The sequence below is a fragment of the Bradyrhizobium sp. I71 genome (assembly GCF_022354745.1).
In the GTDB taxonomy this organism is placed as follows: domain Bacteria; phylum Pseudomonadota; class Alphaproteobacteria; order Rhizobiales; family Xanthobacteraceae; genus Bradyrhizobium; species Bradyrhizobium liaoningense.
In genome coordinates this window covers 1,809,228-1,831,143 of sequence record NZ_CP059398.1, presented here as the reverse complement: position 1 = coordinate 1,831,143, position 21,916 = coordinate 1,809,228, and the positions used below count along the sequence as shown (strand labels likewise).

Below are 21,916 nucleotides of genomic sequence, written 5' to 3'. Positions count from 1 at the left end.
AGGCCCTCAGGTTCGGCCCGGGCCGGTTTGGCCGAGGGGAGACCCGTGCAGACGACGCTGCTCGGATTGGCGATTGCCTTCATCATTGCGCTGCTGGCCGCGCTGATCGGGCCTTACTACGTCGACTGGAACCAGTTCAGGCCCCAGTTCGAGGCGGAGGCCGGCAAGATCATCGGCGTGCCAGTGCGGGTCGCAGGCGAGCTCGACGCGCGGCTGCTGCCGGCGCCGACGCTGCGGCTGCGCGGCGTCACCTTCGGCGGCAACAACGATCTCGGCCGCCTGCGCGCCGACAAGCTCGACGTCGAGTTCAGCCTGGGCTCGCTGATGCGCGGCGAGTGGCGCGCCACCGAGCTTTCGGTGGGCGGCATGGCGGTCGATCTCGGCCTGGATGCGCGCGGGCGGGTCGATCTGCCGTCGAGCGCGAGCGGCACCTTCAACCTGGCGTCCCTCGCCATCGAGCGGCTGAATCTCACCGGCCGCATCGCCCTGCACGATGCCGCCAGCCGCTCGACGCTTGAATTGAACGACATCACCTTCTCCGGCGACGTGCGCTCGCTCGCGGGCTCGGTGCGGGGCGACGGCAGTTTCACCGCCGCCGGGGTGCGCTACCCGTTCCGCGTCTCCTCCGGCCCGAGCGCCGACGGCAGCGCGACCCGCCTCCACCTCAACATCGATCCGGGCGAGCGTCCCATCCTCGCCGATCTCGAAGGTGTGCTCGCCTTCGACAACCGCCAGCCGAAATTCGACGGCGCGCTGACGCTCGCCGTGCCCGCGACCAAGAAGGCGGGCGAGGCGGGGCCGACGCCCTGGAAGCTCGCGACCAGGCTCAAGGCCGATCCGGCCGGCGCGAAATTCGAGCAGATCGACGCCAGCTTCGGCACGGAGGATACCGCGCTGAAGCTCGGCGGCGTCGGTGATCTCAGGTTCGGCGCCTCGCCGCTGCTCCGCGCGGTGCTGTCGGCGCGGCAGGTCGATGCCGACAGGCTGACGGCCAGGGACGATGCCGATCCGCAGCGCGTCCTGCCGGCGCTGCGGGCGGGCCTTGCGGCGATCCCGCAGACGCCAATCCCGGCGCAGATCGAATTCAATGCCGACCAGATCATGCTCGGCGGCCGTCCACTTCAGAACATTGCGGCCGAACTTCAGACCGACGGCAGGTCATGGACTTTCCAGCGGCTCGAATTGCGTGCGCCCGGCATGACGCAGCTTTCGCTCAACGGCGCGACCCCGGGCGCGGACAGCTTCAGCGGCCGTCTGCGCATCGAATCGTCCGATCCGGACACGCTGGTGGCCTGGCTTCAGGGCCGCAGCGAGGTCAACCGGCGCAGCACGCGGCCGCTGCGCCTCGCCGGGGACGTGACCATCGCCGCCAATCACCTCGCCATCGACAGGCTGAAGGCCGACATCGACGGCGGCGCGGTGGAGGGCCGCATCGCCTTCGTGCAGACCGGCGCGAGCAAGGGCTCGCGGATTGACGCGGAGCTCAAGGCCGACCGGCTCGATCTCGATGCCGCCGCGAGTTTTGTCCGCGCGCTCGCGGGGCCGCAGGGCGAGTGGCCGGAAGAGGCAAAACTCTCGCTCGCTATCGGCCGCGCGATCTCCGCCGGCCAGGAGCTGCGGCCGTTCGCAGCCAGGCTCGCCTACAGCCCCGCATCGCTGTCACTGGAGCAGTTGCGCTTCGGCCAGGCCAGCGGCCTGACCACGGAGGCGAGCGGCAGCTTCGACCGCACCAAAGCCACCGGCAAGCTCGCGGTGCAATCCTCGGCCAATTCGCTGCGCGAGCTCACCGCGCTGATCGAGCCGTTTCCGCCCGCGGTGCGCGCGCGCTTCGATGCCCTGCCGTCCTCGCCCGGCGCGACCCGTCTCAAGCTCGATCTCAGCCTCGACAGGAACGCCGAGCAGGCCGATCGCAGCAATGCCCGTATCGTGCTCGACCTCGACGCGCCGCAGCTCAAGGCGACCACGACCCTGGTCGCGCAGACGCCGGCGGCCGCCATCGGAGGGATCGATCTCGAAAGGTTGCGCAACAGCGACTTCACGCTGGACACGAAGGGCTCGGCATCGCAGGCCGGCGCGCTGCTGGCGCTGCTCGGGCTCGATCGCGTCGTGGCCGCCGGCGAGGGCGCCACGCAATTCGAAGGCCGCTTGAGCGGCGCCTGGCGCCGACCGCTGCAATTGAACGCGAAGCTCAGCGGCGGCGGGCTCGATGCGGATGCGCAAGGCAGCGTCGAATTGTCGGAGCCGAAGGCCAGCGTGAACCTGCGCGTGCGCAACGCCAATCTGGCGCCGCTGCTCGGCACCGGCCCGACCGACAAATCGGCGCAGAATGTCAGCCTGTCTTCCCGCCTCACGCTGTCAGGCAATCGCCTGACCTTCGACGATCTCGACGGCAATGCAGCAGGCTCGCATCTGCGCGGGCATCTTTCGGTGATGCTCGATCAGGAGAAAAGCGTCGACGGCGAGGTCGGCCTCGACTCGCTCGATCTTGCCCCCGCGCTCGCAGTCGCGATTGGCGCGGCCGGACATCAGTCCGGCGAGCCGTTCAGTCCGGGGCTCGTCGGCGGCTGGCGCGGCCGCATCGCCTTCCAGGCCCTGCGCGGAACGTTGCCGGGCGGCATCGAGCTGCGCCCCTTCGGCGGCACGATCCGGAGCGACGGGCAGTCGCTCGCGTTCGATGCGCTCAAGGGCGGCGTCGGCGGCGGCGAGATGTCCGCGAGCCTCGACGCGCGCAACGGCGCGAATGGTCTTGCGCTGAACGCGCGCATCGAGCTCGGCAATGTCGATGCGGCGACGCTGCGCTATCGTGACCTCGCGCTGTCCAAGGGGCGCGCCTCGGTGCAGATGGCGCTGACCAGCCAGGGCCGCAGCGTCGCGGCTTTGACCGGTGCGCTCGCCGGCAACGGCACGGTGACGCTCGAGTCCGCGGAAATCAGCGGCCTCAATCCGCGTGCGTTCGAGATCGCGATCCGCGCCAGCGACGGCGGCCAGGTCGCGGACGACAACCGTCTGCGGCAGCTCGTCGAGCCCGCGCTGTCGGCGGGTCCCATTACGATCGCCTCGGCACAGATCCCGTTCACGATCCGCGACGGCCGGCTGCGCGTCGGGGCGACGTCGCTGGAGGCCAAGAACGCCCGCGCCATCGTCTCGGGCGGCTACGACATTCCCGCCGACCAGGCCGACATCCGCGCCAGCCTGACGCCGATCATGACCGGCCTCTCCGGCGCCCCTCCGGAGATCCAGCTGTTCGCGGCAGGGCCCCCCGACAAGCTGAGCCGCACCATCGACCTCACGCCGCTGTCGTCATGGCTTGCGGTGCGCACGATCGATCGCGAGACGCGTCGGCTCGATGCCATCGAACGCGGCGAGCCGCCGCCGGCCACCGCTGCGCTGCCGACGCTGGTGTCGCCCGATCCGGAGCCGCCGCTGCTGGATGTGCCGCTGCCCGGCCGCGATCCGCGCCGCGCGCCGCAGAAGTCAAAGGCCGCGCCGACGCCGAAGGCCCCGCAGGCCGCTCCCGCCGCGCCAAGCCCTCCACTCACAAGCCCTCCACTCACAAGCCCGCCGCTCGCAAGCCAGCAGGCCGCGCCGCTGCCGCCGCCGATCGAGGTGAAGCCGGCTCCGGGCCCGCCGCCCGCCAAGCCGAGGCCAAAGCCGCCGCTGGTGCTGACGCCGCAGAATCCGTGAGGGCGAAGTCGGTTTGGAGAGACGGAGCCGCAGGCTCGTTTAACCTCTTCCGCTTGCGGGAGAGGTCGGCGCGAAGCGCCGGGTGAGGGTTCTCTCCTCTGGGGGACTATCCCGTTGCGGACACACCCTCTCCCCAACCCTCTCCCGCAAGCGGGAGAGGGGGCGCACCGTCTCCGTTGCCCGCCCCTTAACCCATTCCCTCGCATTTGAACGAATTTTCGTCGGCAAAACTGATTTGCCGATTTTACTGAATTCTCGCGTTTCATCTCTAGCGTCGGTTCCCAGATGAATTCGGCGTCGCGCCAAGAGTGGCGGGACGGCTTGCCGAACGGCTACCAAGAACTGGGGTGATCGAGATGAACGGGGCGAAATCGCTTCTACAGGATCTGGACGACGCGATCGCGCGCGGCACCGACGAAAGCCGGGCGAAGGCGTTGTGGCATGCGACCGATATCCTGATCACGGGCCGCTACAGCGACGACGAGATCTCCACGTTCGGCGAGGTCATCGGCCGGCTCGCCGAGGAGATCGAGGTCGCCGCGCGGGCGCAGCTCTCGGAGCTGATGGCGGCCTGCGATCACGCGCCGCTCAACGTCATCGAAAAGCTCGCGCTCGACGACGAGATCGAGGTCGCCGGTCCCGTGCTGCGCGAGTCCAATCGTCTCGACGAGAAGATGCTGGTCGAGAGTGCCCTGACCAAGAGCCAGTCGCATCTGCTCGCGATCGCCCAGCGCAAGTCGATCGGTGAAGCCGTGACCGACGTGCTGGTCAAGCGCGGCAACCAGGAGGTCGTGACGTCGGTTGCCAGGAACGACGGCGCGCGCTTCTCCGGATCGGGCCTGTTGCACATGGTCCGCCGCGCCGAGGGCGATTCGATTCTCGCCGAACAGCTTGGCCTGCGCAAGGACGTGCCGCGCCACATCTTCCAGCAGCTCATCTCGAAGGCGTCGGAAGACGTGCGCCGCCGCCTCGAGACCGAGCGGCCCGAGATGATGGCGCAGATCCAGAGCTCGGTGACCGAGCTCACCGGCGATCTCCAGTCCAAGTTCGGCCCGTCCTCGCGCAGCTATTTCGTCGCCAAGCGCGTGGTCACGACGCAGTACCGGCAGGGCAACCTCAATCAGGACTCCATCTCGAACTATGCGCGCCAGCACCGCTTCGACGAGGTGCAGATCGGCCTGTCGCTGCTCTCGTCGCTTCCTGTCGACGTGATCGAGCGCGCGCTGATGGACCGCAACCGCGAGATGATCCTGGTCTTGTGCAAGGCGCTCGACTTCTCCTGGGACACGACGATGTCGCTCCTGTTCCTCGGCGCCAAGGATCATCTGATCACGGCGCGCGAGCTCCAGGACAACGAGCGCGAGTACGGCCGGCTCAAGATCGAGACCTCGCGCAGCATCTTGAAGTTCTACCAGTCGCGCAAGAATGGCGCGGGTGCCGAGACCGTTACGGGCCGTCAGCCCGAGTTCCAGGTCCACTAGTCGGGTGCACTGAGCATCATCCCGGAATTCGAAGGGGAGTATTTGCAATGTTGCCTCAATTCGGCACCGCCGTTCGCAAGAAGAACCTCGGCAATGCCGTCACCGCCGATCTCGGCGGCGGCGCACCGGACAAGGCGTCGGTGGACGCCGCCTGGCTCGTGCTGGAAGCCGCCAACGATCTCGGCGACCACGCCGCCGTCGATGCCTGCCGTCGCGTCATCGACGCGGAGTTGAACGGCGCGGTCGCGGGCAGCGCGGATGTCGATCTCGTGCTGGGATATTTCCGGTAGGCACGGGTCAATCCTGCCTGACGCACCGAACCTCAAGAGTTCAGCAAAGAGCTGGAGCGTTTGGATTGCGTATCAATTTGAAGGGTCGACTTCGCGGCATTCAGTGCCGCGGCCAGCTCGTCGATGTGATACGGCTTGGCTAATATCTGGATACCCGCCGTTTCGGCTTCATGGATCGCGGCCTCGGCGTATCCGCTGGTCAGCAGTACGGGTATGTCGCTGCGCCGTCTCCTGATCTCCCGCGCGAGTTCCACGCCATTCATGCCGCCCGGCATCATGATGTCCGAAAAGATGAGATCGACAGACCGACCATCGGCCAGAGCACCGAGAGCAGCTGCAGCGCTGGCGGCCCGCGTGACTTCGTAGCCGAGCTGACCAAGCATCTCACCAACGAGTGCGGCCACCTCGTCGTCATCTTCGACCAGCAGGATTTGGCCCTGGCCGTTCTTCTTCGGCCGTACCGCCCTGTTGAAATCGATCAAGTGTCGTTGCTTGGAAGCGAGATTCAACGAGCGGGGCATGTAGAGCTCGATGCTGGTGCCCTGATCGACTTGCGATTTGATGCGGACGGTCCCGCGTGACTGGGTCGCAAACCCGTGGACCTGCGCGAGCCCCAGTCCGGACCCCTTGCCGACGTCCTTAGTCGTGAAGAACGGCTCGAAGACCCGCGACAGGATCTCCGGAGGCATGCCGACGCCCGTATCGATGACCGACAGCCTTACATAGTCGCCGGCGATCTCCCCGTCATTCAGACCAGGCAGATTCTCGCCGCGGACGACGATGGTGCCGCCGTTGGGCATCGCATCCCGGGCATTGACGGCCAGATTGAGAATGACCAGCTCGAGCTCGCCGGGATCGACCTCCACCGGCCAAAGAGCATCCGGGAAGTCGAATTCGACGTGGACGTCGCCTCGCAGGCTTCGATCGAGCAGCTCGCGCATACCGCCGATCTGCATGGCGACGTCGACGGCTTCCGGGCGCAGCCTCTGCCGGCGTGAGAATGCCAGCAGCTGCTTGGTCAGGCTGGCGCCGCGCTGTGCGGCCTGGATCATCCCGTCCATCAGACGCCGGCGCCGGTTTGGATCCGTCTGGCGGTCCAGCATGTCGAGGCCGCCGGAAATCACCATCAGCAGATTGTTGAAGTCGTGCGCGACCCCGCCGGTGAGCTGGCCGATAGCTTCGATTTTCTGCGCCTGGCGAAGCGTTTCCTCGACGCGAGCGCGCTCGTTCATTTCGAGACGCAGTTGCTCGTTGGCCTCCTCCAGCTCTCGCGTGCGCTCGACCACCAGTTTTTCGAGCTCCTGCGCAGTCTGCTCGCGCGCTGCGATCAGGGCCCGGATCTCATATTGACGCCGCCGCGCCCGCATCGCCGATTGAACCGCGCTGGTCAGCGTGATCGGCTGGACCGGTCGTTCGAGCAGCGAAACGTTACGAAGCAGGGCGACGATATTGCGGCGCCAGGCGACGACCGCGGGCTGCTCTCGATGGCTGGTGAGAACGACAAAGGGGAGGTCGGACCATGGCGGTTGGCTCGCGATCCATTCAGCGAGCGGCGCCGTGTCTTTCCCGAATAGTCCTTCCTCGGCAAGGAAGACCGCGCCCACGCCGGCACTCATCTCGCTGACGAGTTCGGGCAGACTTCGGCAGTTGACCGCTTCGAGGCTCGCACCGCGGAAAAGCTCGGCCGACGCCGGCCCGTCGCGGCCGATCGGAGCGAAGATGAGAACGCGGTGTCCGCGGTCGGCGCTCATCAGGCCGATCCTTCCGGGATGTCCGTGCCGGTATAACGCGGATTGCCCGAAAAGATGCCCATGAAGTTGGTGAGAGGCGGGCCGAGCTTGACACCGGTGCTGCCGAGCCGAAACTCGCGGATGGTGTGCTCGTGGTTGCCGCTGCGCTTCTTGACGACAGACAAGGCGCGCCGCACCGATCCGCCGGCCTCGAAATAGCGCAGCATGAGCACCGCGTCGCTCAAATAGCTGATGTCGAGCGGCGTATCCATCGGGCCGACCAGCCCATGTTGAGCGAGGATCAGGATGGTGAGCACTCCCTGCTGCGCCAGGTAGGTCAGCAGTTCGTGCATTTGCAGGATGAGAAACCGCTCGTCCGGCATCGCGTTCAGGTAGCCGTTCAGGCTGTCGATGATGACCACGCGGGCGTTGTCAATTTCCGCGCTCCGGCGCAGGGTCGCCGCGAACTCGCCCGGCGACAGCTCGGCTGGATCGATCTGTTGAAAGCGGATAAGGCCGGACTCGACGTACTTTTCGAGCGGCAGGCCGAGCGTCCGGGCGCGAGCTTCCACGGTGCCGCGGCCTTCATCGAAGGCAAAAAACGCAGCGTGCTCGCCGCGTTCCGCGGCCGCTATCGCATATGTGAGTGCGAGCGAGGATTTACCTACTCCGGCAGCGCCGATGAACAGTGCGTTGGTGCCGCGCTCGAGCCCGCCTCCGAGCAGTTGGTCCAGCTCGGGATTGCCGCTGGGCGTGAACTCGCCGGGAAACGGTTTGTGATGCTCGGCCGCCACGAGGCGCGGGAAGATCCGCAAGCCACCCTTTGCAATCGTAAAGTCGTGGAAGCCGCCGCGGAATCGAATGCCGCGCATCTTGATTACGCGGATCCGTCGTCGCTCTGCCCCGTAATCGACCGCGAGCTGTTCGAGCATGACGACGCCGTGCGCAATCGAATGCAGTTGCAGATCATCCTGGGAGGACGAGAGATCGTCGAGGAGCACGACGGTGCAATTGCGGTTGGTGAAGAAATGCTTCAAGGCCAGCACCTGGCGCCTGTAACGAAGCGGGTTCTGGGCAAGCAGACGCAGCTCGGAAAGGCTGTCGAGCACGACGCGCGTAGGGTTGATCCGCTCGACCTCCTTGAAGATCAGACCGGTCGTTTCGCTCAACTCCATCTCGGCGGGATGGAAGACCGTGAGCTCCCGGTCCGGATCGAGCGTGGTCTCGGGGGGGACCAGCTCAAAGATGTCCACGCCTTGCAAGGACCAGCCGTGCCGCTGTGCGACGACCGTCAGCTCCCGCTTGGTCTCGGACAGGGAGATATAGAGCACGCGTTCACCATCACGCACGCCGCTGAGAAGGAATTGCAGCGCAATCGTGGTTTTGCCCGTGCCCGGCCGCCCCTCGTACAGATACATCCGATTGGCGTCGAAGCCGCCGCCCAGAATGTCATCCAGGCCGTCGCTGCCAGTCGAAACTCTCGGTAAATCCTTGAGGGCGCTGTCTGGAGCGGCCTGGGATGGGCCAGTCATTGTACCCCCTTACGCAGGTTCCGGAAGCCGATGTTTACCCCAAGCGTCCACAAGCTGGGTTGGACCGAGATTGGTCCGTACAAGGAACTCTTCAGCAGCGGTCGAGTTCCCGGCGAGCTGTGTCCCGCCGTTCAGAAGCAGGTGCGGATGATGCTCGTTCTGTCTGTTCAGGATTGAACACAATCAGGTCCGGACTTCAGCGCGCTCCAATCCGGTGATTGTGACCTTCACCGCCGAATGCGGTAGATCACGACATCTTCGCCGTGGCGGTTCGTGCTCCGCTCGAGAAGGTAGTTCGACTTCTCCAGCACGCGGCGGGATGCACCGTTCCCGACATGCACGATGCCGACGACGGACGTTAGCGCGAGCTGTGACAATCCGATGCGCGTCATCGCGGTCGCGATCTCACCGGCAAGTCCCTGGCCCCAGAGGTTGCGCGTGAACGCGTAGGCGATCTCGATCTCGTCGATGTCATCCACCAGGATGTGCCGGAGGCCCGCCCGTCCTGAGAACGCCCCGTCGCCCGTTCGCAGCGCCCACAGCCCAAAGCCATACCGGTCCCAATGCGCCATGTTGACGTCGAGATATTCCTTCGTCGTCTCGGCCGAGCGCACGCCGCCAAGATGACGGGACACCTCGGGATCCAGATGCAATGCGACGAGATCTGCGAGATCAGCCTCGCGCAGTCGTTCGGCGGTCAGTCGTTCGGTGACGAAGCGATCGATGGAGCCAGATGGACGCATTTCGAGAAGGTCGCCATGCCGTATGCCGTTGCGAGCCGATGATGCCATTGTGCCGCTGTTTTGCCCGACGGTGCAAGCGGACTTAGGATAATCCGTAAGTCATTGTTTTCACAGCCTCCGTCTACTGTGCATGGGGTTGTTTTCGCGTTTTTGATCTGGCGAGGGCTATCCCGCCCCGAACGCGACCGCGACATTGTACGTCACGAGGCTCGCCGTATAGGCCAGCACCAGCATGTAGGCGAAGGTCACGGCCATCCAGGCCCAGCTTCCGGTCTCGCGCCGGATCACGGCCAGCGTCGAGGCGCATTGCGGGGCGAAGATGTACCAGGCCAGCAGCGACAGCGCGGTCGCCAGCGACCATTTCGTCGCCAGCACCTGGCCGATCTGCTCGGCCGCTTCCTTGCCGCCCTCGATCGCATAGACGGTGCCGAGGGCAGCGACCGCGACTTCGCGCGCCGCCATGCCCGGGATCAGCGCGACCGCGATCTGCCAGTTGAAGCCGACCGGCGCGAGCAGCGGCTCCATCGCCTTGCCGATGATCGCGGCGAGACTGAAGTCGATGGCGGGTTCGGTGGCGCCCGCGGGCGGCTGCGGGAACGAGGCCAGGAACCAGATCAGCACCATCATCGAGAAGATCGTGGTGCCGGCGCGCTGCAGGAACATCTTGGCGCGGGTGTAGATGCCGATCGCGATCGATTTCAGCCGCGGCATCTTGTAGTCCGGCAGCTCCAGCATGAACGGCGCCGGCGCAAAGTCGCGCAGCATGAAGAATTTGATCAGGAACGAAACCAGCAGCGCACTGATGATGCCGGCCGCATAGAGGCCGAACATCACGAGGCCCTGGAGGTTGATGAAGCCCCAGACGTCCCTGGCCGGAATGAAGGCCGAGATGATCAGCGTGTAGACCGGAATGCGCGCCGAGCAGGTCATCAGCGGCGCGATCAGGATCGTGGTCAGCCGGTCGCGCTTGTTGTCGATGACGCGCGTCGCCATGATGCCGGGAATGGCGCAGGCAAAGCTCGACAGCAGCGGAATGAAGGCGCGGCCGTGCAGGCCGGCGCCGCCCATGATGCGGTCCATCAGGAAGGCGGCGCGCGCCATGTAGCCGAAATCTTCCAGCAGCAGGATGAACAGGAAGATGATGATGATCTGCGGCAGGAACACGATCACGCTGCCGACGCCCGAGATCACGCCGTTCTGGAGGAAGCTCTGGAGCAGGCCGCCGGGCAGGGTGTCGTGGACGAACTCGCCGAGCGCATCGAAGCCCGAATTGAGCAGGTCCATCAGCGGCTGCGCCCAGGCGAACACCGCCTGGAACATCACGAACAGGATCAGCGCGAGCACGATGAGGCCGCCGACCGGATGCAGCACCACGGCGTCGATCCGCGCGGTCCAGGTGTCGGGCCTGGCAGGCAGGCTGACGCAGTCGGCGATGATGCGGTCGGCCTCGCGCTGGGTGGCGCGCAATTCGCTGACGCTGAGCGCGCGCCAGCTGTTCTCCCGCGGCTCGGCGAGCTTCGCCGAGATGTCGTCGGTCAACTGGAGCAGATCGGCGGTGCCGCCCTTGCGCACCGCGATCGAGGTGACCACGGGCACGCCGAGCTCCTTGGCGAGCCGCTCGACGTCGACGGTGATGCCGCGGCGGCTCGCGATGTCGAACATGTTGAGCACCAGGATCATCGGCCGTCCCGTGCGCTTGAGCTCGAGCAGCAGGCGGATGGTCAGGCGCAGATTGGTGGAATCGGCGACGCAGAGCACGAGATCGGGCACCGTCTCGCCGCTGGCCTTGCCGAGCACGAAGTCGCGGGTGATCTCTTCGTCCGGGCTGCGGCCGCGCAGTGAATAGGTGCCGGGCAGGTCGACCACCGAGACCTGGCGTCCCAGGGGGGTGACGAAGAAGCCCTCCTTGCGCTCGACCGTGACGCCGGGATAATTCGCGACCTTCTGCCGGCTGCCGGTCAGGGCGTTGAACAGCGAGGTCTTGCCGCTGTTCGGCGTGCCCACCAGGGCGAGATGCAGCAGGGGTAGTTCCATGTGATCAGGGCCCGGATGAGGCGTCCCGTCGCGATCTAGGCGACGATGATGGCCATGGCTTCGCGACGGCGGACCGCGATGGTGATGCTGTCGACCCGTACGGCGATCGGATCGCGCCCGACCAGCCCCTCATGCAAGATCTCGACCCGGGCGCCCTCGACGAAGCCGAGTTCGATCAGGCGGCTTTCGAGCTCGACGTCCGAGAGCGCCGAGCCCGCCTGCTTGGCGGAAAGGTGCTGGATGACGCCGGTATAGCCGCGCTGGGCCAGACCCAGCGGCATGTGCGGACGCGTGTCGGTGGTGTCGGTCATGCCCTGTATTTTCAACGCAAGGCATCGAGGTCAAGCGCGCACGTTCGCGGAAGCTGCACCTTAGAGTGATTTTAAAGTATTGCAGCCGGGGTGCCCTCGTGGGCGCCCCCGAGGGCTACTGGGCCGGGACCTTGTCCGGCTGGGCGGCCATGGCGCGGCTCTTGAAGTAGTCCAGGACGAAGAGGCGGATCGCCGAAGACAGATTGCCTTGCTGGCGGTTGTTGTCGATCTCGCCGACCAGCTCGGACAACGTCATGTTGCGCAGGCCGGAAATCTCCTTCATGCCGTTCCAGAACGCCTCTTCCAGGCTGACGCTGGTCTTGTGGCCAGCGACGACGATTGACCGTTTCACGACGGGCGACTTCATGGCTGCTCCTCGCGATCGATCCGGTGCTGGTCCAGGTGCTCCTTGGCCTGGTCCACCCGCGTCTCCTCCGCCGAGCGTGCCGCCTTCGTGCGACCGAATTTCGCCCGGTTGGCGTCCGCCTGCTTCGCCGAGGCTTCCCGCTCGGCGCGCTTCCTGAATCGATTCAGGTTGATGACGTTCCCCATGCCGTGTCTCCATCATCCGATCCTCTTCAGGCAGGATGAAACATTCAGAAACAGGGTGCCGCGTTGCGCCCCGCAAGACTTGATCGTCATTCGCTCGTCCTCGTCAATCGGCCCATCGGGCCATCAAACGATGAATTTCGCCCGTCGAGGGCAGAAGAGCTGCGTAACACGCCCCTCCGCCGTAACATTGACGGTAATCAAATCCCTCCTCCAAAACCGCATATTTCTGGAGGGTCGAGGCTCCGTATCATTACGGAGTGCTGTCGGAATTCGGAAATCTATCCCGGGCTGGTCATCTTCTCGGGGCGTACCAGACGGTCGAACTCGTCGGCCGAGACGAACCCGAGCCGCAGCGCTTCCTCCTTCAGCGTCGTGCCGTTGGCATGCGCCGTCTTGGCGACCTTTGCCGCGTTGTCGTAGCCGATCTTCGGGGCCAGCGCCGTGACCAGCATCAGCGAGCGCTCCATCAGCTCCTTGATGCGCTTTTCGTCGGCGCGGATGCCGCTGACGCAATGTTCGGTGAAGGAGCGTGCGGCATCCGCCATCAGGCGGATCGAGTGCAGCATGTTGTAGGCGAGCACGGGCTTGTAGACGTTGAGCTCGAAATGGCCCTGGCTGCCGGCGACGGTGATGGCGGTGTGATTGCCGAACACCTGGCAGCACACCATGGTCATCGCCTCGCATTGGGTCGGATTGACCTTGCCGGGCATGATCGAGGAGCCCGGCTCGTTCTCCGGCAGGATCAGCTCGCCGAGGCCCGAACGCGGGCCGGAGCCGAGCAGGCGGATGTCGTTGGCGATCTTGAACAGGCCGGTCGCGACCGAATTGATGGCGCCGTGCGCCAGCACATAGGCGTCGTTCGAGGCCAGCGCCTCGAATTTGTTGGCGGCGCTGGTGAACGGGAGCTTCGTGATGCGGGCAACATGCTTTGCGAACAGCTTTGCAAAGCGCGGCTTCGAGTTGAGGCCGGTGCCGACGGCGGTGCCGCCCTGCGCCAGCGGATAGAGGTCCTTCACCGCGACCTTGAGCCGGGCGATGCCGCTTTCGACCTGCGCGGCATAGCCGGAAAATTCCTGGCCCAGCGTCAGGGGCGTCGCATCCTGGGTGTGGGTGCGACCGATCTTGACGATCCTTGCGAACTCCTTCTCCTTCTTGCGCAGCGCGCGGAGCAATTCGCCGAGGGCAGGGACGAGATCGGCATTGATGCGGCTTGCGGCCGCGATGTGCATCGCGGTGGGAAACGAGTCGTTCGACGACTGGCTCATGTTGACGTGGTCGTTGGGATGCACCGGCTTCTTGGCGCCGAGCTCGCCGCCGAGCAGCTCATTGGCGCGGTTGGCGATCACCTCGTTGAGGTTCATGTTGCTCTGCGTGCCGGAGCCGGTCTGCCACACGACAAGCGGAAAATGATCGTCCAGCCGGCCTTCGATCACCTCGCGCGCGGCGCGGATGATGGCGCCCGCCCGGCGCTGGTCGAGCAGGCCGAGCTCGAGGTTGGACTGCGCCGCAGCGAGCTTGACGATGCCGAGGGCATGCACCAGCGAGATCGGCATGCGGTCGGTGCCGATGCGAAAATTCTGGCGCGAGCGCTCGGTCTGGGCCCCCCAATAGCGGTCGGCGGGGACCTCGATGGGACCGAAGCTGTCGGTTTCGATGCGGGTCGCGGAGCGTGAAGGGCGGGTCTTCTTGGCCATGAGCACATCCATTCCGCCGCGCGAATGCCGCACGGCCATTTCATGTGCTCTCTATATACGCAGTTTGGCTGTGTGCGACGGGCTCAAGCCCAACCTAGATCATTTCTTACGGAAACGATCGAGCCGCACGACTTCGGCGCCGCCCTGGCTCGGCGGGGTCGGCTCGTCGGTGGCTTCCGCTGTCTCGGTCGCAGGTGCCGGGACCGAGACAGCCGACGGCGCGGGCGCTGCAGGCAAAGTCTCGGGTGCGACCTCGGCGACGTCGGAGGTGTCGAACTGGAGGCCGAACTTCACGGACGGATCGAGGAAGCTCTTGATGGCACTGAACGGCACCACCAGCCGCTCCGGAATGCCGCCAAAGGACAGGCCGACCTCGAAGCGGTCCTCGAGCACGGTCAGGTCCCAGAACTGGTGCTGGAGGATGATCGTCATCTCTTCCGGATATTGCGCGAGCAGTCGCGGCGACAGCTTCACGCCCTCGGCCTTCGACACGAAGGTGATGAAGAAATGGTGCTCGCCCGGCAGGCCATGGGCCGCGGCATCGGTCAGCACCTTCCGCAGCACGCCGCGCAGCGCGTCGCGGGCCAGCACATCATATCGGATATGATCGGTCGCCATGGTGGTCCTGTTGCATCCCCGAAGCCCGACCCTGCCGGCCCGACTCGCCAAGCCGCAATAGTACCGCGCCTGACGGGTGAGCAGGAGTCCCCGCCGGGGAAGAAATGAAAGAGTTAAAGTGGAGGCTTCTGTTGCCAGGTGCCTCCGAACCCCGCCTAGCGGAGCTTAACCCGCTAGGACTTTAGAGTGGTCTTTCAAACTGCGTTACGCAGCCTGAGCAACCGGAGCAAAGTTGTCGTTGGCAACTATTGCAGTAGCCCGATAACGGCGGAACAATACCGGGAAAAAGTACGCCCTTTACGCCCTCGTCGATCCTATTTCGCCCCCGCCAAAGCCCGCTTCGGGACAGCCCGATAGTGGGCTTTGGTGGAGGCGCCGGGTACCGCCCCCGGGTCCGAATGGTTTATTGCGACGACCGTTTATTTCCATAGCCGGCGAACCGGCACTCCCAATATAGGACGCAAAGCTTTCGAAAAACAGGGGTTTCGAGCGGATTGGCTGCGGTTCCCTTTGGATAGGTTCCGGACCGTCTTGGCCGCGGCGCGACCCTCGTTCTAAGCTCCTGACATGTCCTCGGGTTCAGCACCGGCCGTCCAAGAGCCGGATCTCGCCACCGCACCGCCAAGCCTGGTCGCGCTGTTTCTGGCCTTCGCCAGGATGTCGCTGGCGGGTTTCGGCGGGGTCCTGGTGTTTGCCCGGCGAGCGATCGTCGAGCAGCACCGCTGGATGACGGCGGACGAGTTCAACGAGACCTTTGCGCTCTGCCACTTCCTGCCCGGGCCCAACATCGTCAATCTGTCGATGGTGTTCGGATCGCGGCTGCGCGGCATCGCCGGCGGCGTGGCCGCCTTCGCCGGGCTGTTGCTGCCGCCGACGCTGATCATGACGGCGCTTGCGGTCGCTTACGCCCGTTTCGGTGATCTCGAGGTGCTGCGCCGAATCCTTGCCGGCATCTCCTGCGCGGCGGTCGGCCTCTTGATCGCCGTGGTCTTCCGCATGATGACGCCGCTGCTCAAGCGGGCGGATCCCTTCGCGGTGATCCTGATGCTCGGTGTGTTCCTCGCCATCGGCGTGCTTCGCCTGCCGCTCCAGGCGGTGCTGCTGGTCGCGATCCCCGTCAGTGTCGGCCTCACTTATTTCCTGCGGCGGAAAGTAGCAGCATGACCGGCCACAGCCCGATCTGGTCGCTGATCTCCACCTTCGGTCTGATGTCACTATTTGCCGTCGGCGGGGCCGCGGCAGCGGTGCCCGAGATGCACCGGATCGCGGTGGAGGTGAATCACTGGATGACCGACAAGCAGTTCGCGGACGCCTATGCGATCGCGCAGCTCTCGCCAGGTCCGAACGTGCTTATCGTGACGTTAATCGGCTATGCCGTGGCCGGCGTCCCCGGCGCGCTGGCGGCGACGCTGGCGATGTGCCTGCCGACGGCGCTGCTTGCCTATTATGTCAGCCGGCTCCTGAATCGCCCCAGCCAATCGCGCTGGCCCGGCCTGATCCAGGCTGCACTGGTTCCGCTCTCGATCGGTTTGATGGCGGCGAGTGCCCTGATCCTGGCCCAGTCCACCGATCGCAGCATTGCTGCACTGCTTCTGACCGCAATGGTTGCGGTGATGGCATCCGTCTCGCGCGTCAATCCACTGTGGCTCCTGCTCGCCGGGGGCGTGTTGGGTTTTGCTGGCATTGTGTAATGAAAATCGCTAGGCAGTGATCCGGGCGGGGGACCCAGTTCCAGCCGATTTAGAACAACAGTGCTCGTGACTTACGGTCGCGGAGGAGACAGGCATGGCCGACACGATGGGCCACTCAGCGACAGCCACCCGAAATACCCGGCTGGCGGTTGGCTTTTGTCTGCTGGCGATTGCGCCGCAGATCTTCGAATTGATCTGGTCGATCGGAACGATCTTCGGCTGGGGGGCCGGCCGCGGCCCGGCGACGGTGATCACCAGCCACGTGACGGCGCTGCTCGCCGGCGCGCCCAGTGCCATCTTCGGATCGTTCGGCGGCGGCACCAAGAAGATGTCGTCCGAGGTGCTGCTGGCGCTGATCTATTCCTATCCGCTGTTCGCGGTGGCGATCCTCACGCTGTTCATGACGATCCGCTCGGCGCAAGACTATGTCGGCGGCGTCGTCCTGATGGCGGTCGCCCTGTTCGCGCTGTGGGCATCGAGTGATTTGCAGGGCATGCGAGGCTTCTCCTTCGGCGCAGGGACCGCGCCGCGCATGTTCGGCGGGCTGCTGGTCGCCTTGTCCGCCGGCATCGCCTTGACCGGTCTTCTGACCGATGGGCCTGCGATGGCCCATTATTCCTGGCGCGGACCGCTGTTCGTGGTGGCCGCGATCCTCTTCTTCGCGCTGGCGATTCGGCCGCTCGGCGTCGTGGTCACGGCCTTCGCGAGCTTCATGATCGCGGCGACGGGCTCGCACGAGACGCGGTGGCTCGAAGCGGTGATCGTCGGCGCCTGCCTGACGATCGGCTGCGCCATTCTGTTCCCCTTTGTGCTCGGGCTGCCGATGCCGATGTACCCGCGTTTCCTGATCCAGTGAGGGTGTGATGGATATTTTTGCCAACCTCGCTCACGGCTTCGCCGTCGCCTTCTCTCCGATCAACCTCCTGATGTGCCTGATCGGCGCGCTCGTCGGCACGCTGGTCGGCGTGCTCCCGGGCATCGGCACCATTGCGACGGTCGCAATGCTGCTGCCGATCACCTTCGGACTGCCGCCGGTCGGCGCCCTGATCATGCTCGCCGGCATCTATTACGGTGCCCAGTATGGCGGCTCGACCACGTCGATCCTGGTCAATATTCCAGGCGAGGCGACATCGGTGGTCACCGCCATCGACGGGCACCAGATGGCCAAGCAGGGCCGCGCCGGCCCGGCGCTGGCGATCGCCGCAATCGGCTCGTTCTTCGCCGGCTGCGTCGCGACCGTCCTGATTGCCATCCTCGGCGCGCCGCTCACGAAGCTCGCGCTGGCGTTCGGCCCGGCCGAATATTTCTCGCTGATGGTGCTCGGCCTGATCTTCGCGGTGGTCCTGGCCAAGGGCTCGGTGCTGAAGGCGATCGCCATGATCGTATTCGGCCTGCTGCTGTCGATGGTCGGCTCGGACATCGAGACCGGCGCCTCGCGCATGGCCTTCAACATTCCCGAGCTCGCCGACGGTCTCGGCTTTGCGACCGTGGCGATGGGCGTGTTCGGCTTTGCCGAGATCATCCGCAACCTCGACCATGGCGCCGGGATGAACCGCGACCTCGTGCAGCAGAAGATCACCGGCCTGATGCCGACCAAAAAGGACCTGCTCGACTCGGCGCCGCCGATCCTGCGCGGCACCGTGCTCGGCTCGATCCTCGGCATTCTGCCCGGCGGCGGCGCGGTGATCGCATCCTTCGCGGCCTATACGCTCGAGAAGAAGCTCGCCAAGAACCCGTCGCGGTTCGGCCGTGGCGCGATCGAAGGCGTGGCGGGGCCGGAAAGCGCCAACAACGCCGCGGCGCAGACCTCGTTCATCCCGCTGCTCACCCTCGGCATCCCGCCGAACGCGGTGATGGCGCTGATGGTGGGAGCGATGACCATTCACGGCATCGTGCCGGGTCCGCAGGTGATGCAGAAGCAGCCGGACCTCGTCTGGGGCATGATCGCCTCGATGTGGATCGGCAATCTGATGCTGATCATCATCAACCTGCCGCTGGTCGGAATCTGGGTGCGCCTCTTGCGCGTGCCGTACCGGCTGATGTTCCCCTCGATCGTGATCTTCTGCGCGATCGGCATCTATTCGGTGAACAACGCACCGGTCGACGTCATCCTGGCCGGTATCTTCGGCCTCGTCGGCTACTGGCTGATCAAGCACGATTTCGAGCCGGCGCCGTTGCTGCTCGGCATGGTGCTGGGACCGCTGATGGAAGAGAACCTGCGCCGCGCGCTGCTGATCTCGCGTGGCGACTGGAGCGTGTTCGTCACGCGTCCGTTGTCGGCGGTGTTGCTGGCGGTTGCGGCGGGCCTTCTTGTCCTTACGGTGCTACCGGCGTTGCGCGCCAAGCGCGACGAGGTGTTCACCGAGTCCGAGAACTGAGGTCGCCGCCCAACGGCGCGCCGCGTCCTGCGTCGGCGCGCCGCATTCGGAAGTCGAATCGACTTGTGTGACGGCTTCGTGAAATGAAAATAGTGGCCTTTGGGCCGGTAGTTTGTTTGTGTCCAAGGGGATCCACATGACCTTTCTTCGCGCGCTCACGGGCGCATGTGCCGCAGCGCTTGCCTCGCTGGGCGCCTTCATCGCGCCGGCCGAGGCGCAGACCTACCCGACGCGCAGCATCACGATGATCGTGCCGTTCGCGGCCGGCGGACCGACCGACGTCGTCGCGCGCATCGTCACCTCGCACATGGCGCAGACACTGGGACAAAGCATCATCATCGAGAACGTCGTCGGTGCCGGCGGCACCACCGCGACCACGCGCGCCGCGCGCGCGGCCAATGACGGCTATACGCTGATCACCGGTCATATGGGCACGCATGCCGCATCTGTGCCGCTGTATCCGAAGCTCGCCTACCATCCGGAGAAGGACTTCGAGCCCATCGCGCTGCTCGCGGGCACGCCGATCCTGATCCTTGCGCGCAAGGACTTTCCGCCGAAGGACCTCAATGAGTTCGTCGCCTATGTGAAGGCGAACGCCGAGAAGGTGAACGCCGCGCATGCCGGCGTCGGCTCGGTCTCGCATGTCTCCTGCGAATTGCTGCACTCCATCCTCGACATCAAGCCGGTCGGCGTGCCCTTCAACGGCACGGGACCCGCGATGAACGCGCTGGTCGGAGGCCAGGTCGATTACATGTGCGACCAGATCGTCAACGCCGTGCCGCAGATCAACGCCGGCACCATCAAGGCCTATGCAATCGCAACGCCGGAGCGCAATCCGTCGCTGCCGAACGTGCCGACGACGGCCGAAGCGGGCCTGCCCAAGTTCCAGGCCCAGGCCTGGAACGCGATGTTCGCACCCAAGGGAACCTCGCCCGCGGTCGTGGCGAGCCTGAACGCTGCGGCCGTCAAGGCACTCGATGACGAGACCGTGCGCAAGCGCCTGCTCGAGCTCGGCAGCGTCATCCCGGGCCCCGCCGAGCGGACGCCGGAATCGCTGGCCGCCCTCGTCAAGAGCGAGATCGCGAAGTGGACCCCGGTGCTCAAGCCGGCAACTTAGGCAATGCGATCAAGCCGATAGGCTGGAAGGGCGGGACGCAGGTTCCGCCCTTGTCGTTTGTGCCGGGACCGCTCACTTTTCCGGGTATAATCGCCACAGACAGCGAATCGCTGCTGTCGCAGCATGGGGGCGGCCGCTAACTTCGCCGCCTCCCCCAGAGGCTGCCGTCTTCCTAAGGTTTTTGGCACATGCACCAGTATCAGGACCTGCTTGAGCGGATTCTTTCAGACGGCGCCGAGAAGACCGACCGGACCGGTACCGGCACGCTTTCCGTGTTCGGCCACCAGATGCGCTTCAATCTGTCCGCCGGCTTCCCGATGCTGACCACCAAGCGGCTGCCGCTGAAGGCGATCGTGCACGAGCTGTTGTGGTTCCTGAAGGGCGACACCAACATCAAATATCTGCGCGACAACGGCGTCACCATCTGGGACGAATGGGCGGACGCCAATGGTGATCTCGGCCCGGTGTACGGCCATCAATGGCGCTCCTGGCCCACGGCCGACGGTCGCAGCATCGACCAGATCGCCAATGTCGTCGACATGATCAAGCGCACTCCCGATTCCCGCCGGCTGATCGTCACCGCCTGGAATCCGGCCGACGTCGAGAAGATGGCGCTGCCGCCCTGCCACCTGCTGTTCCAGTTCTATGTCGCGAACGGGAAACTGTCGTGCCAGCTCTATCAGCGCTCGGCCGACGTCTTCCTCGGCGTGCCCTTCAACATCGCCTCCTATGCGCTGCTCACCATGATGGTGGCGCAGGTCACCGGGCTGAAGCCCGGCGACTTCGTGCACTCGCTCGGCGACACCCATCTTTATTCCAACCATCTGGAGCAGGCGAAGCTCCAGCTCACCCGCGCGCCACGTGCGCTGCCGGTGATGCGCATCAACCCTGATGTAAAGGACATCTTCTCCTTCCGCTTCCAGGATTTCGAGCTCGTCGGCTACGATCCGCATCCGCACATCAAGGCGGAAGTCGCGGTCTAGCGCAGATGTCGTTGGCCATCCGTCGTGTCCAGGCTGGAGAAGCCGGCCTCGTTCTGTCCTTCATCCGCGAGCTTGCCGAATACGAAAAGCTGTCGCACGAGGTGGAGGCGACCGAGGCTGACATCGCCGACGCGCTGTTCGGTGAAAGGCCGCAACTCTATTGCGCGATCGCCGAGTGGAACGGTGAGCCGGTCGGCTTCGCGGTGTGGTTTGCGAATTTCTCCACCTTCAGCGGCCGCCACGGCATCTATCTCGAAGATCTCTACGTGCGGCCGTCGCATCGGGGCAGGGGCCTCGGCAAGGCGCTGCTGGTCTATCTCGCCAGGGAATGCGTCGAGAACGGCTGGTCGCGCCTGCAATGGGCGGTGCTCGACTGGAACGCGCCGTCGATCGCGTTCTACAAGTCGCTGGGCGCCGTCATGATGGACGACTGGACGCTGTGCCGCGTCACCGGGCCTTCGCTGAGGCGGCTTGCCGGGAGTGCGCCCTGATGGAGATCGTCTTCGTCGTCGCGATTGCGGAGAACGGCGTCATCGGCGCCGGCAACGCCATTCCGTGGCGACTGAAATCCGACATGGCCCGTTTCAAGGCGCTCACGATCGGCAAGCCGGTGATCATGGGTCGCAAGACCTTCGAATCCTTGAGCCGGCCGCTGCCGGGCCGCACCAACATCGTGATCACGCGCGATCCGGCTTATCGTGCCGCGGGCGCCGTCGTCACGACATCGGCTGCGGATGCGGAGGCGGTCGCGCGTGGCGATGCCCTGCGGCGTTCGGTCACTGAGATCGCCGTGATCGGCGGCGCCGAGATCTACCGGCAATGGCTCGATCGCGCCGATCGCCTCGAAGTCACCGAAGTGCACGCGCGGCCCGAAGGCGACACGCGTTTCGACATCGACAAGGCCGGGTGGGAGGAGACCACGCGCATGCGTCATCCTGCCGGACCCGACGACAGCGCCGACTTCTCCTATGTGACATATCGTCGGCGGGCGGCCATTAACCGCATTCGCCAATGTTTACATTGACTTTTTCGTGCCCGAGCATAGCTCGGAAGACGGCCCGGGTTGCGTTGTAAGGGA

The 21,916-nt window shown here is 65.3% G+C and carries 20 protein-coding genes and 1 other RNA gene; 11 read left to right on the top strand and 10 right to left on the bottom strand.

Annotated features, from left to right (window positions below):
• Positions 1-45 precede the first annotated feature (45 nt).
• From FJV43_RS09135 to FJV43_RS09125, 3 genes are all read left to right on the top strand, one after another.
• Positions 46-3,684, top strand: coding sequence for an AsmA-like C-terminal region-containing protein (locus tag FJV43_RS09135; RefSeq protein ID WP_239626332.1), 3,639 nt, complete (start codon positions 46-48; stop codon positions 3,682-3,684).
• Between the two features lie 356 nt (positions 3,685-4,040).
• Positions 4,041-5,165: a DUF2336 domain-containing protein gene (locus FJV43_RS09130; RefSeq protein WP_197967870.1), complete on the top strand. Its 1,125-nt coding sequence runs from the start codon at positions 4,041-4,043 to the stop codon at positions 5,163-5,165.
• 47 nt (positions 5,166-5,212) lie between these two features.
• Positions 5,213-5,455, top strand: coding sequence for a hypothetical protein (locus FJV43_RS09125; protein WP_197967869.1), 243 nt, complete (start codon positions 5,213-5,215; stop codon positions 5,453-5,455).
• 32 nt (positions 5,456-5,487) lie between these two features.
• On the opposite strand, the gene FJV43_RS09120 is transcribed toward FJV43_RS09125, so the two are convergent.
• The 10 genes from FJV43_RS09120 to ssrA all read right to left on the bottom strand — a co-directional run bounded on the left by FJV43_RS09120 (position 5,488) and on the right by ssrA (position 15,152).
• Positions 5,488-7,206, bottom strand: coding sequence for an ATP-binding protein (locus tag FJV43_RS09120; protein WP_239626331.1), 1,719 nt, complete (start codon positions 7,204-7,206; stop codon positions 5,488-5,490).
• Entirely contained in the window at positions 7,206-8,717 is a 1,512-nt protein-coding gene (locus tag FJV43_RS09115) for an ATPase domain-containing protein (protein WP_239626330.1), read from the bottom strand. The genes FJV43_RS09120 and FJV43_RS09115 overlap by 1 nt, the downstream gene beginning before the upstream one ends.
• A gap of 227 nt (positions 8,718-8,944) precedes the next feature.
• Positions 8,945-9,442, bottom strand: a complete 498-nt coding sequence (locus FJV43_RS09110; RefSeq protein WP_239629369.1) for a GNAT family N-acetyltransferase — start codon at positions 9,440-9,442, stop codon at positions 8,945-8,947.
• A 183-nt stretch (positions 9,443-9,625) separates the two neighbouring features.
• On the bottom strand, positions 9,626-11,494 hold the full coding sequence (locus tag FJV43_RS09105) for a ferrous iron transporter B (RefSeq protein WP_239626328.1): 1,869 nt from the start codon (positions 11,492-11,494) through the stop codon (positions 9,626-9,628).
• A gap of 35 nt (positions 11,495-11,529) precedes the next feature.
• Positions 11,530-11,805 carry a FeoA family protein gene (locus FJV43_RS09100; protein WP_061879324.1) on the bottom strand — a complete coding sequence of 92 codons (276 nt, stop codon included), beginning with the start codon at positions 11,803-11,805 and terminating at the stop codon, positions 11,530-11,532.
• A gap of 115 nt (positions 11,806-11,920) precedes the next feature.
• A complete protein-coding gene (locus tag FJV43_RS09095; RefSeq protein ID WP_025038043.1) occupies positions 11,921-12,172 on the bottom strand; it encodes a ribbon-helix-helix domain-containing protein in 252 nt (83 codons plus the stop codon).
• Positions 12,169-12,357 (bottom strand): DUF4169 family protein, encoded by a 189-nt coding sequence (locus FJV43_RS09090; protein ID WP_239626326.1) that lies wholly within the window; start codon positions 12,355-12,357, stop codon positions 12,169-12,171. Before FJV43_RS09090 ends, FJV43_RS09095 begins: the two co-directional genes overlap by 4 nt.
• A gap of 278 nt (positions 12,358-12,635) precedes the next feature.
• Entirely contained in the window at positions 12,636-14,063 is a 1,428-nt protein-coding gene (gene fumC, locus FJV43_RS09085) for a class II fumarate hydratase (protein WP_239629367.1), read from the bottom strand.
• An 87-nt stretch (positions 14,064-14,150) separates the two neighbouring features.
• A complete protein-coding gene (locus FJV43_RS09080; RefSeq protein ID WP_061879322.1) occupies positions 14,151-14,669 on the bottom strand; it encodes a ClpXP protease specificity-enhancing factor SspB in 519 nt (172 codons plus the stop codon).
• A gap of 117 nt (positions 14,670-14,786) precedes the next feature.
• Positions 14,787-15,152, bottom strand: a transfer-messenger RNA (tmRNA) gene (gene ssrA / locus FJV43_RS09075).
• A gap of 84 nt (positions 15,153-15,236) precedes the next feature.
• Here ssrA and FJV43_RS09070 point away from each other — a divergent pair.
• The 8 genes from FJV43_RS09070 (at position 15,237) to FJV43_RS09035 (ending at position 21,862) form a co-directional block, all read left to right on the top strand.
• Positions 15,237-15,833: a chromate transporter gene (locus FJV43_RS09070; protein WP_239626324.1), complete on the top strand. Its 597-nt coding sequence runs from the start codon at positions 15,237-15,239 to the stop codon at positions 15,831-15,833.
• Complete coding sequence (locus FJV43_RS09065; RefSeq protein ID WP_197967864.1) at positions 15,830-16,360, top strand: chromate transporter; 531 nt, start codon at positions 15,830-15,832, stop codon at positions 16,358-16,360. Before FJV43_RS09070 ends, FJV43_RS09065 begins: the two co-directional genes overlap by 4 nt.
• 94 nt (positions 16,361-16,454) lie before the next feature.
• On the top strand, positions 16,455-17,216 hold the full coding sequence (locus FJV43_RS09060) for a tripartite tricarboxylate transporter TctB family protein (protein WP_239626322.1): 762 nt from the start codon (positions 16,455-16,457) through the stop codon (positions 17,214-17,216).
• Positions 17,217-17,223: 7 nt separating this feature from the next.
• Positions 17,224-18,738, top strand: coding sequence for a tripartite tricarboxylate transporter permease (locus FJV43_RS09055; RefSeq protein WP_239626320.1), 1,515 nt, complete (start codon positions 17,224-17,226; stop codon positions 18,736-18,738).
• Between the two features lie 136 nt (positions 18,739-18,874).
• Positions 18,875-19,855, top strand: a complete 981-nt coding sequence (locus FJV43_RS09050; protein ID WP_239626319.1) for a tripartite tricarboxylate transporter substrate binding protein BugD — start codon at positions 18,875-18,877, stop codon at positions 19,853-19,855.
• Between the two features lie 188 nt (positions 19,856-20,043).
• Positions 20,044-20,838 (top strand): thymidylate synthase, encoded by a 795-nt coding sequence (locus FJV43_RS09045; RefSeq protein WP_239626317.1) that lies wholly within the window; start codon positions 20,044-20,046, stop codon positions 20,836-20,838.
• Between the two features lie 5 nt (positions 20,839-20,843).
• Positions 20,844-21,329: a GNAT family N-acetyltransferase gene (locus FJV43_RS09040; RefSeq protein WP_239626315.1), complete on the top strand. Its 486-nt coding sequence runs from the start codon at positions 20,844-20,846 to the stop codon at positions 21,327-21,329.
• Positions 21,329-21,862, top strand: a complete 534-nt coding sequence (locus FJV43_RS09035) for a dihydrofolate reductase (RefSeq protein ID WP_239626312.1) — start codon at positions 21,329-21,331, stop codon at positions 21,860-21,862. The genes FJV43_RS09040 and FJV43_RS09035 overlap by 1 nt, the downstream gene beginning before the upstream one ends.
• Positions 21,863-21,916: the final 54 nt, after the last annotated feature.

Excerpts from the sequence above, each read along its gene's own strand:
- fumC (WP_239629367.1), bottom strand. The coding sequence starts at position 14,063 with ATGGATGTGCTCATGGCCAAGAAGACCCGCCCTTCACGCTCCGCGACC.
- FJV43_RS09080 (WP_061879322.1), bottom strand. The coding sequence starts at position 14,669 with ATGGCGACCGATCATATCCGATATGATGTGCTGGCCCGCGACGCGCTG.
- FJV43_RS09125 (WP_197967869.1), top strand. The coding sequence starts at position 5,213 with ATGTTGCCTCAATTCGGCACCGCCGTTCGCAAGAAGAACCTCGGCAAT.
- FJV43_RS09060 (WP_239626322.1), top strand. The coding sequence starts at position 16,455 with ATGGCCGACACGATGGGCCACTCAGCGACAGCCACCCGAAATACCCGG.
- FJV43_RS09115 (WP_239626330.1), bottom strand. The coding sequence starts at position 8,717 with ATGACTGGCCCATCCCAGGCCGCTCCAGACAGCGCCCTCAAGGATTTA.
- FJV43_RS09130 (WP_197967870.1), top strand. The coding sequence starts at position 4,041 with ATGAACGGGGCGAAATCGCTTCTACAGGATCTGGACGACGCGATCGCG.
- FJV43_RS09045 (WP_239626317.1), top strand. The coding sequence starts at position 20,044 with ATGCACCAGTATCAGGACCTGCTTGAGCGGATTCTTTCAGACGGCGCC.
- FJV43_RS09100 (WP_061879324.1), bottom strand. The coding sequence starts at position 11,805 with ATGACCGACACCACCGACACGCGTCCGCACATGCCGCTGGGTCTGGCC.
- FJV43_RS09090 (WP_239626326.1), bottom strand. The coding sequence starts at position 12,357 with ATGGGGAACGTCATCAACCTGAATCGATTCAGGAAGCGCGCCGAGCGG.
- FJV43_RS09050 (WP_239626319.1), top strand. The coding sequence starts at position 18,875 with ATGACCTTTCTTCGCGCGCTCACGGGCGCATGTGCCGCAGCGCTTGCC.
- FJV43_RS09065 (WP_197967864.1), top strand. The coding sequence starts at position 15,830 with ATGACCGGCCACAGCCCGATCTGGTCGCTGATCTCCACCTTCGGTCTG.
- FJV43_RS09120 (WP_239626331.1), bottom strand. The coding sequence starts at position 7,206 with ATGAGCGCCGACCGCGGACACCGCGTTCTCATCTTCGCTCCGATCGGC.
- FJV43_RS09055 (WP_239626320.1), top strand. The coding sequence starts at position 17,224 with ATGGATATTTTTGCCAACCTCGCTCACGGCTTCGCCGTCGCCTTCTCT.
- FJV43_RS09035 (WP_239626312.1), top strand. The coding sequence starts at position 21,329 with ATGGAGATCGTCTTCGTCGTCGCGATTGCGGAGAACGGCGTCATCGGC.
- FJV43_RS09040 (WP_239626315.1), top strand. The coding sequence starts at position 20,844 with ATGTCGTTGGCCATCCGTCGTGTCCAGGCTGGAGAAGCCGGCCTCGTT.
- FJV43_RS09095 (WP_025038043.1), bottom strand. The coding sequence starts at position 12,172 with ATGAAGTCGCCCGTCGTGAAACGGTCAATCGTCGTCGCTGGCCACAAG.
- FJV43_RS09105 (WP_239626328.1), bottom strand. The coding sequence starts at position 11,494 with ATGGAACTACCCCTGCTGCATCTCGCCCTGGTGGGCACGCCGAACAGC.
- FJV43_RS09070 (WP_239626324.1), top strand. The coding sequence starts at position 15,237 with ATGTCCTCGGGTTCAGCACCGGCCGTCCAAGAGCCGGATCTCGCCACC.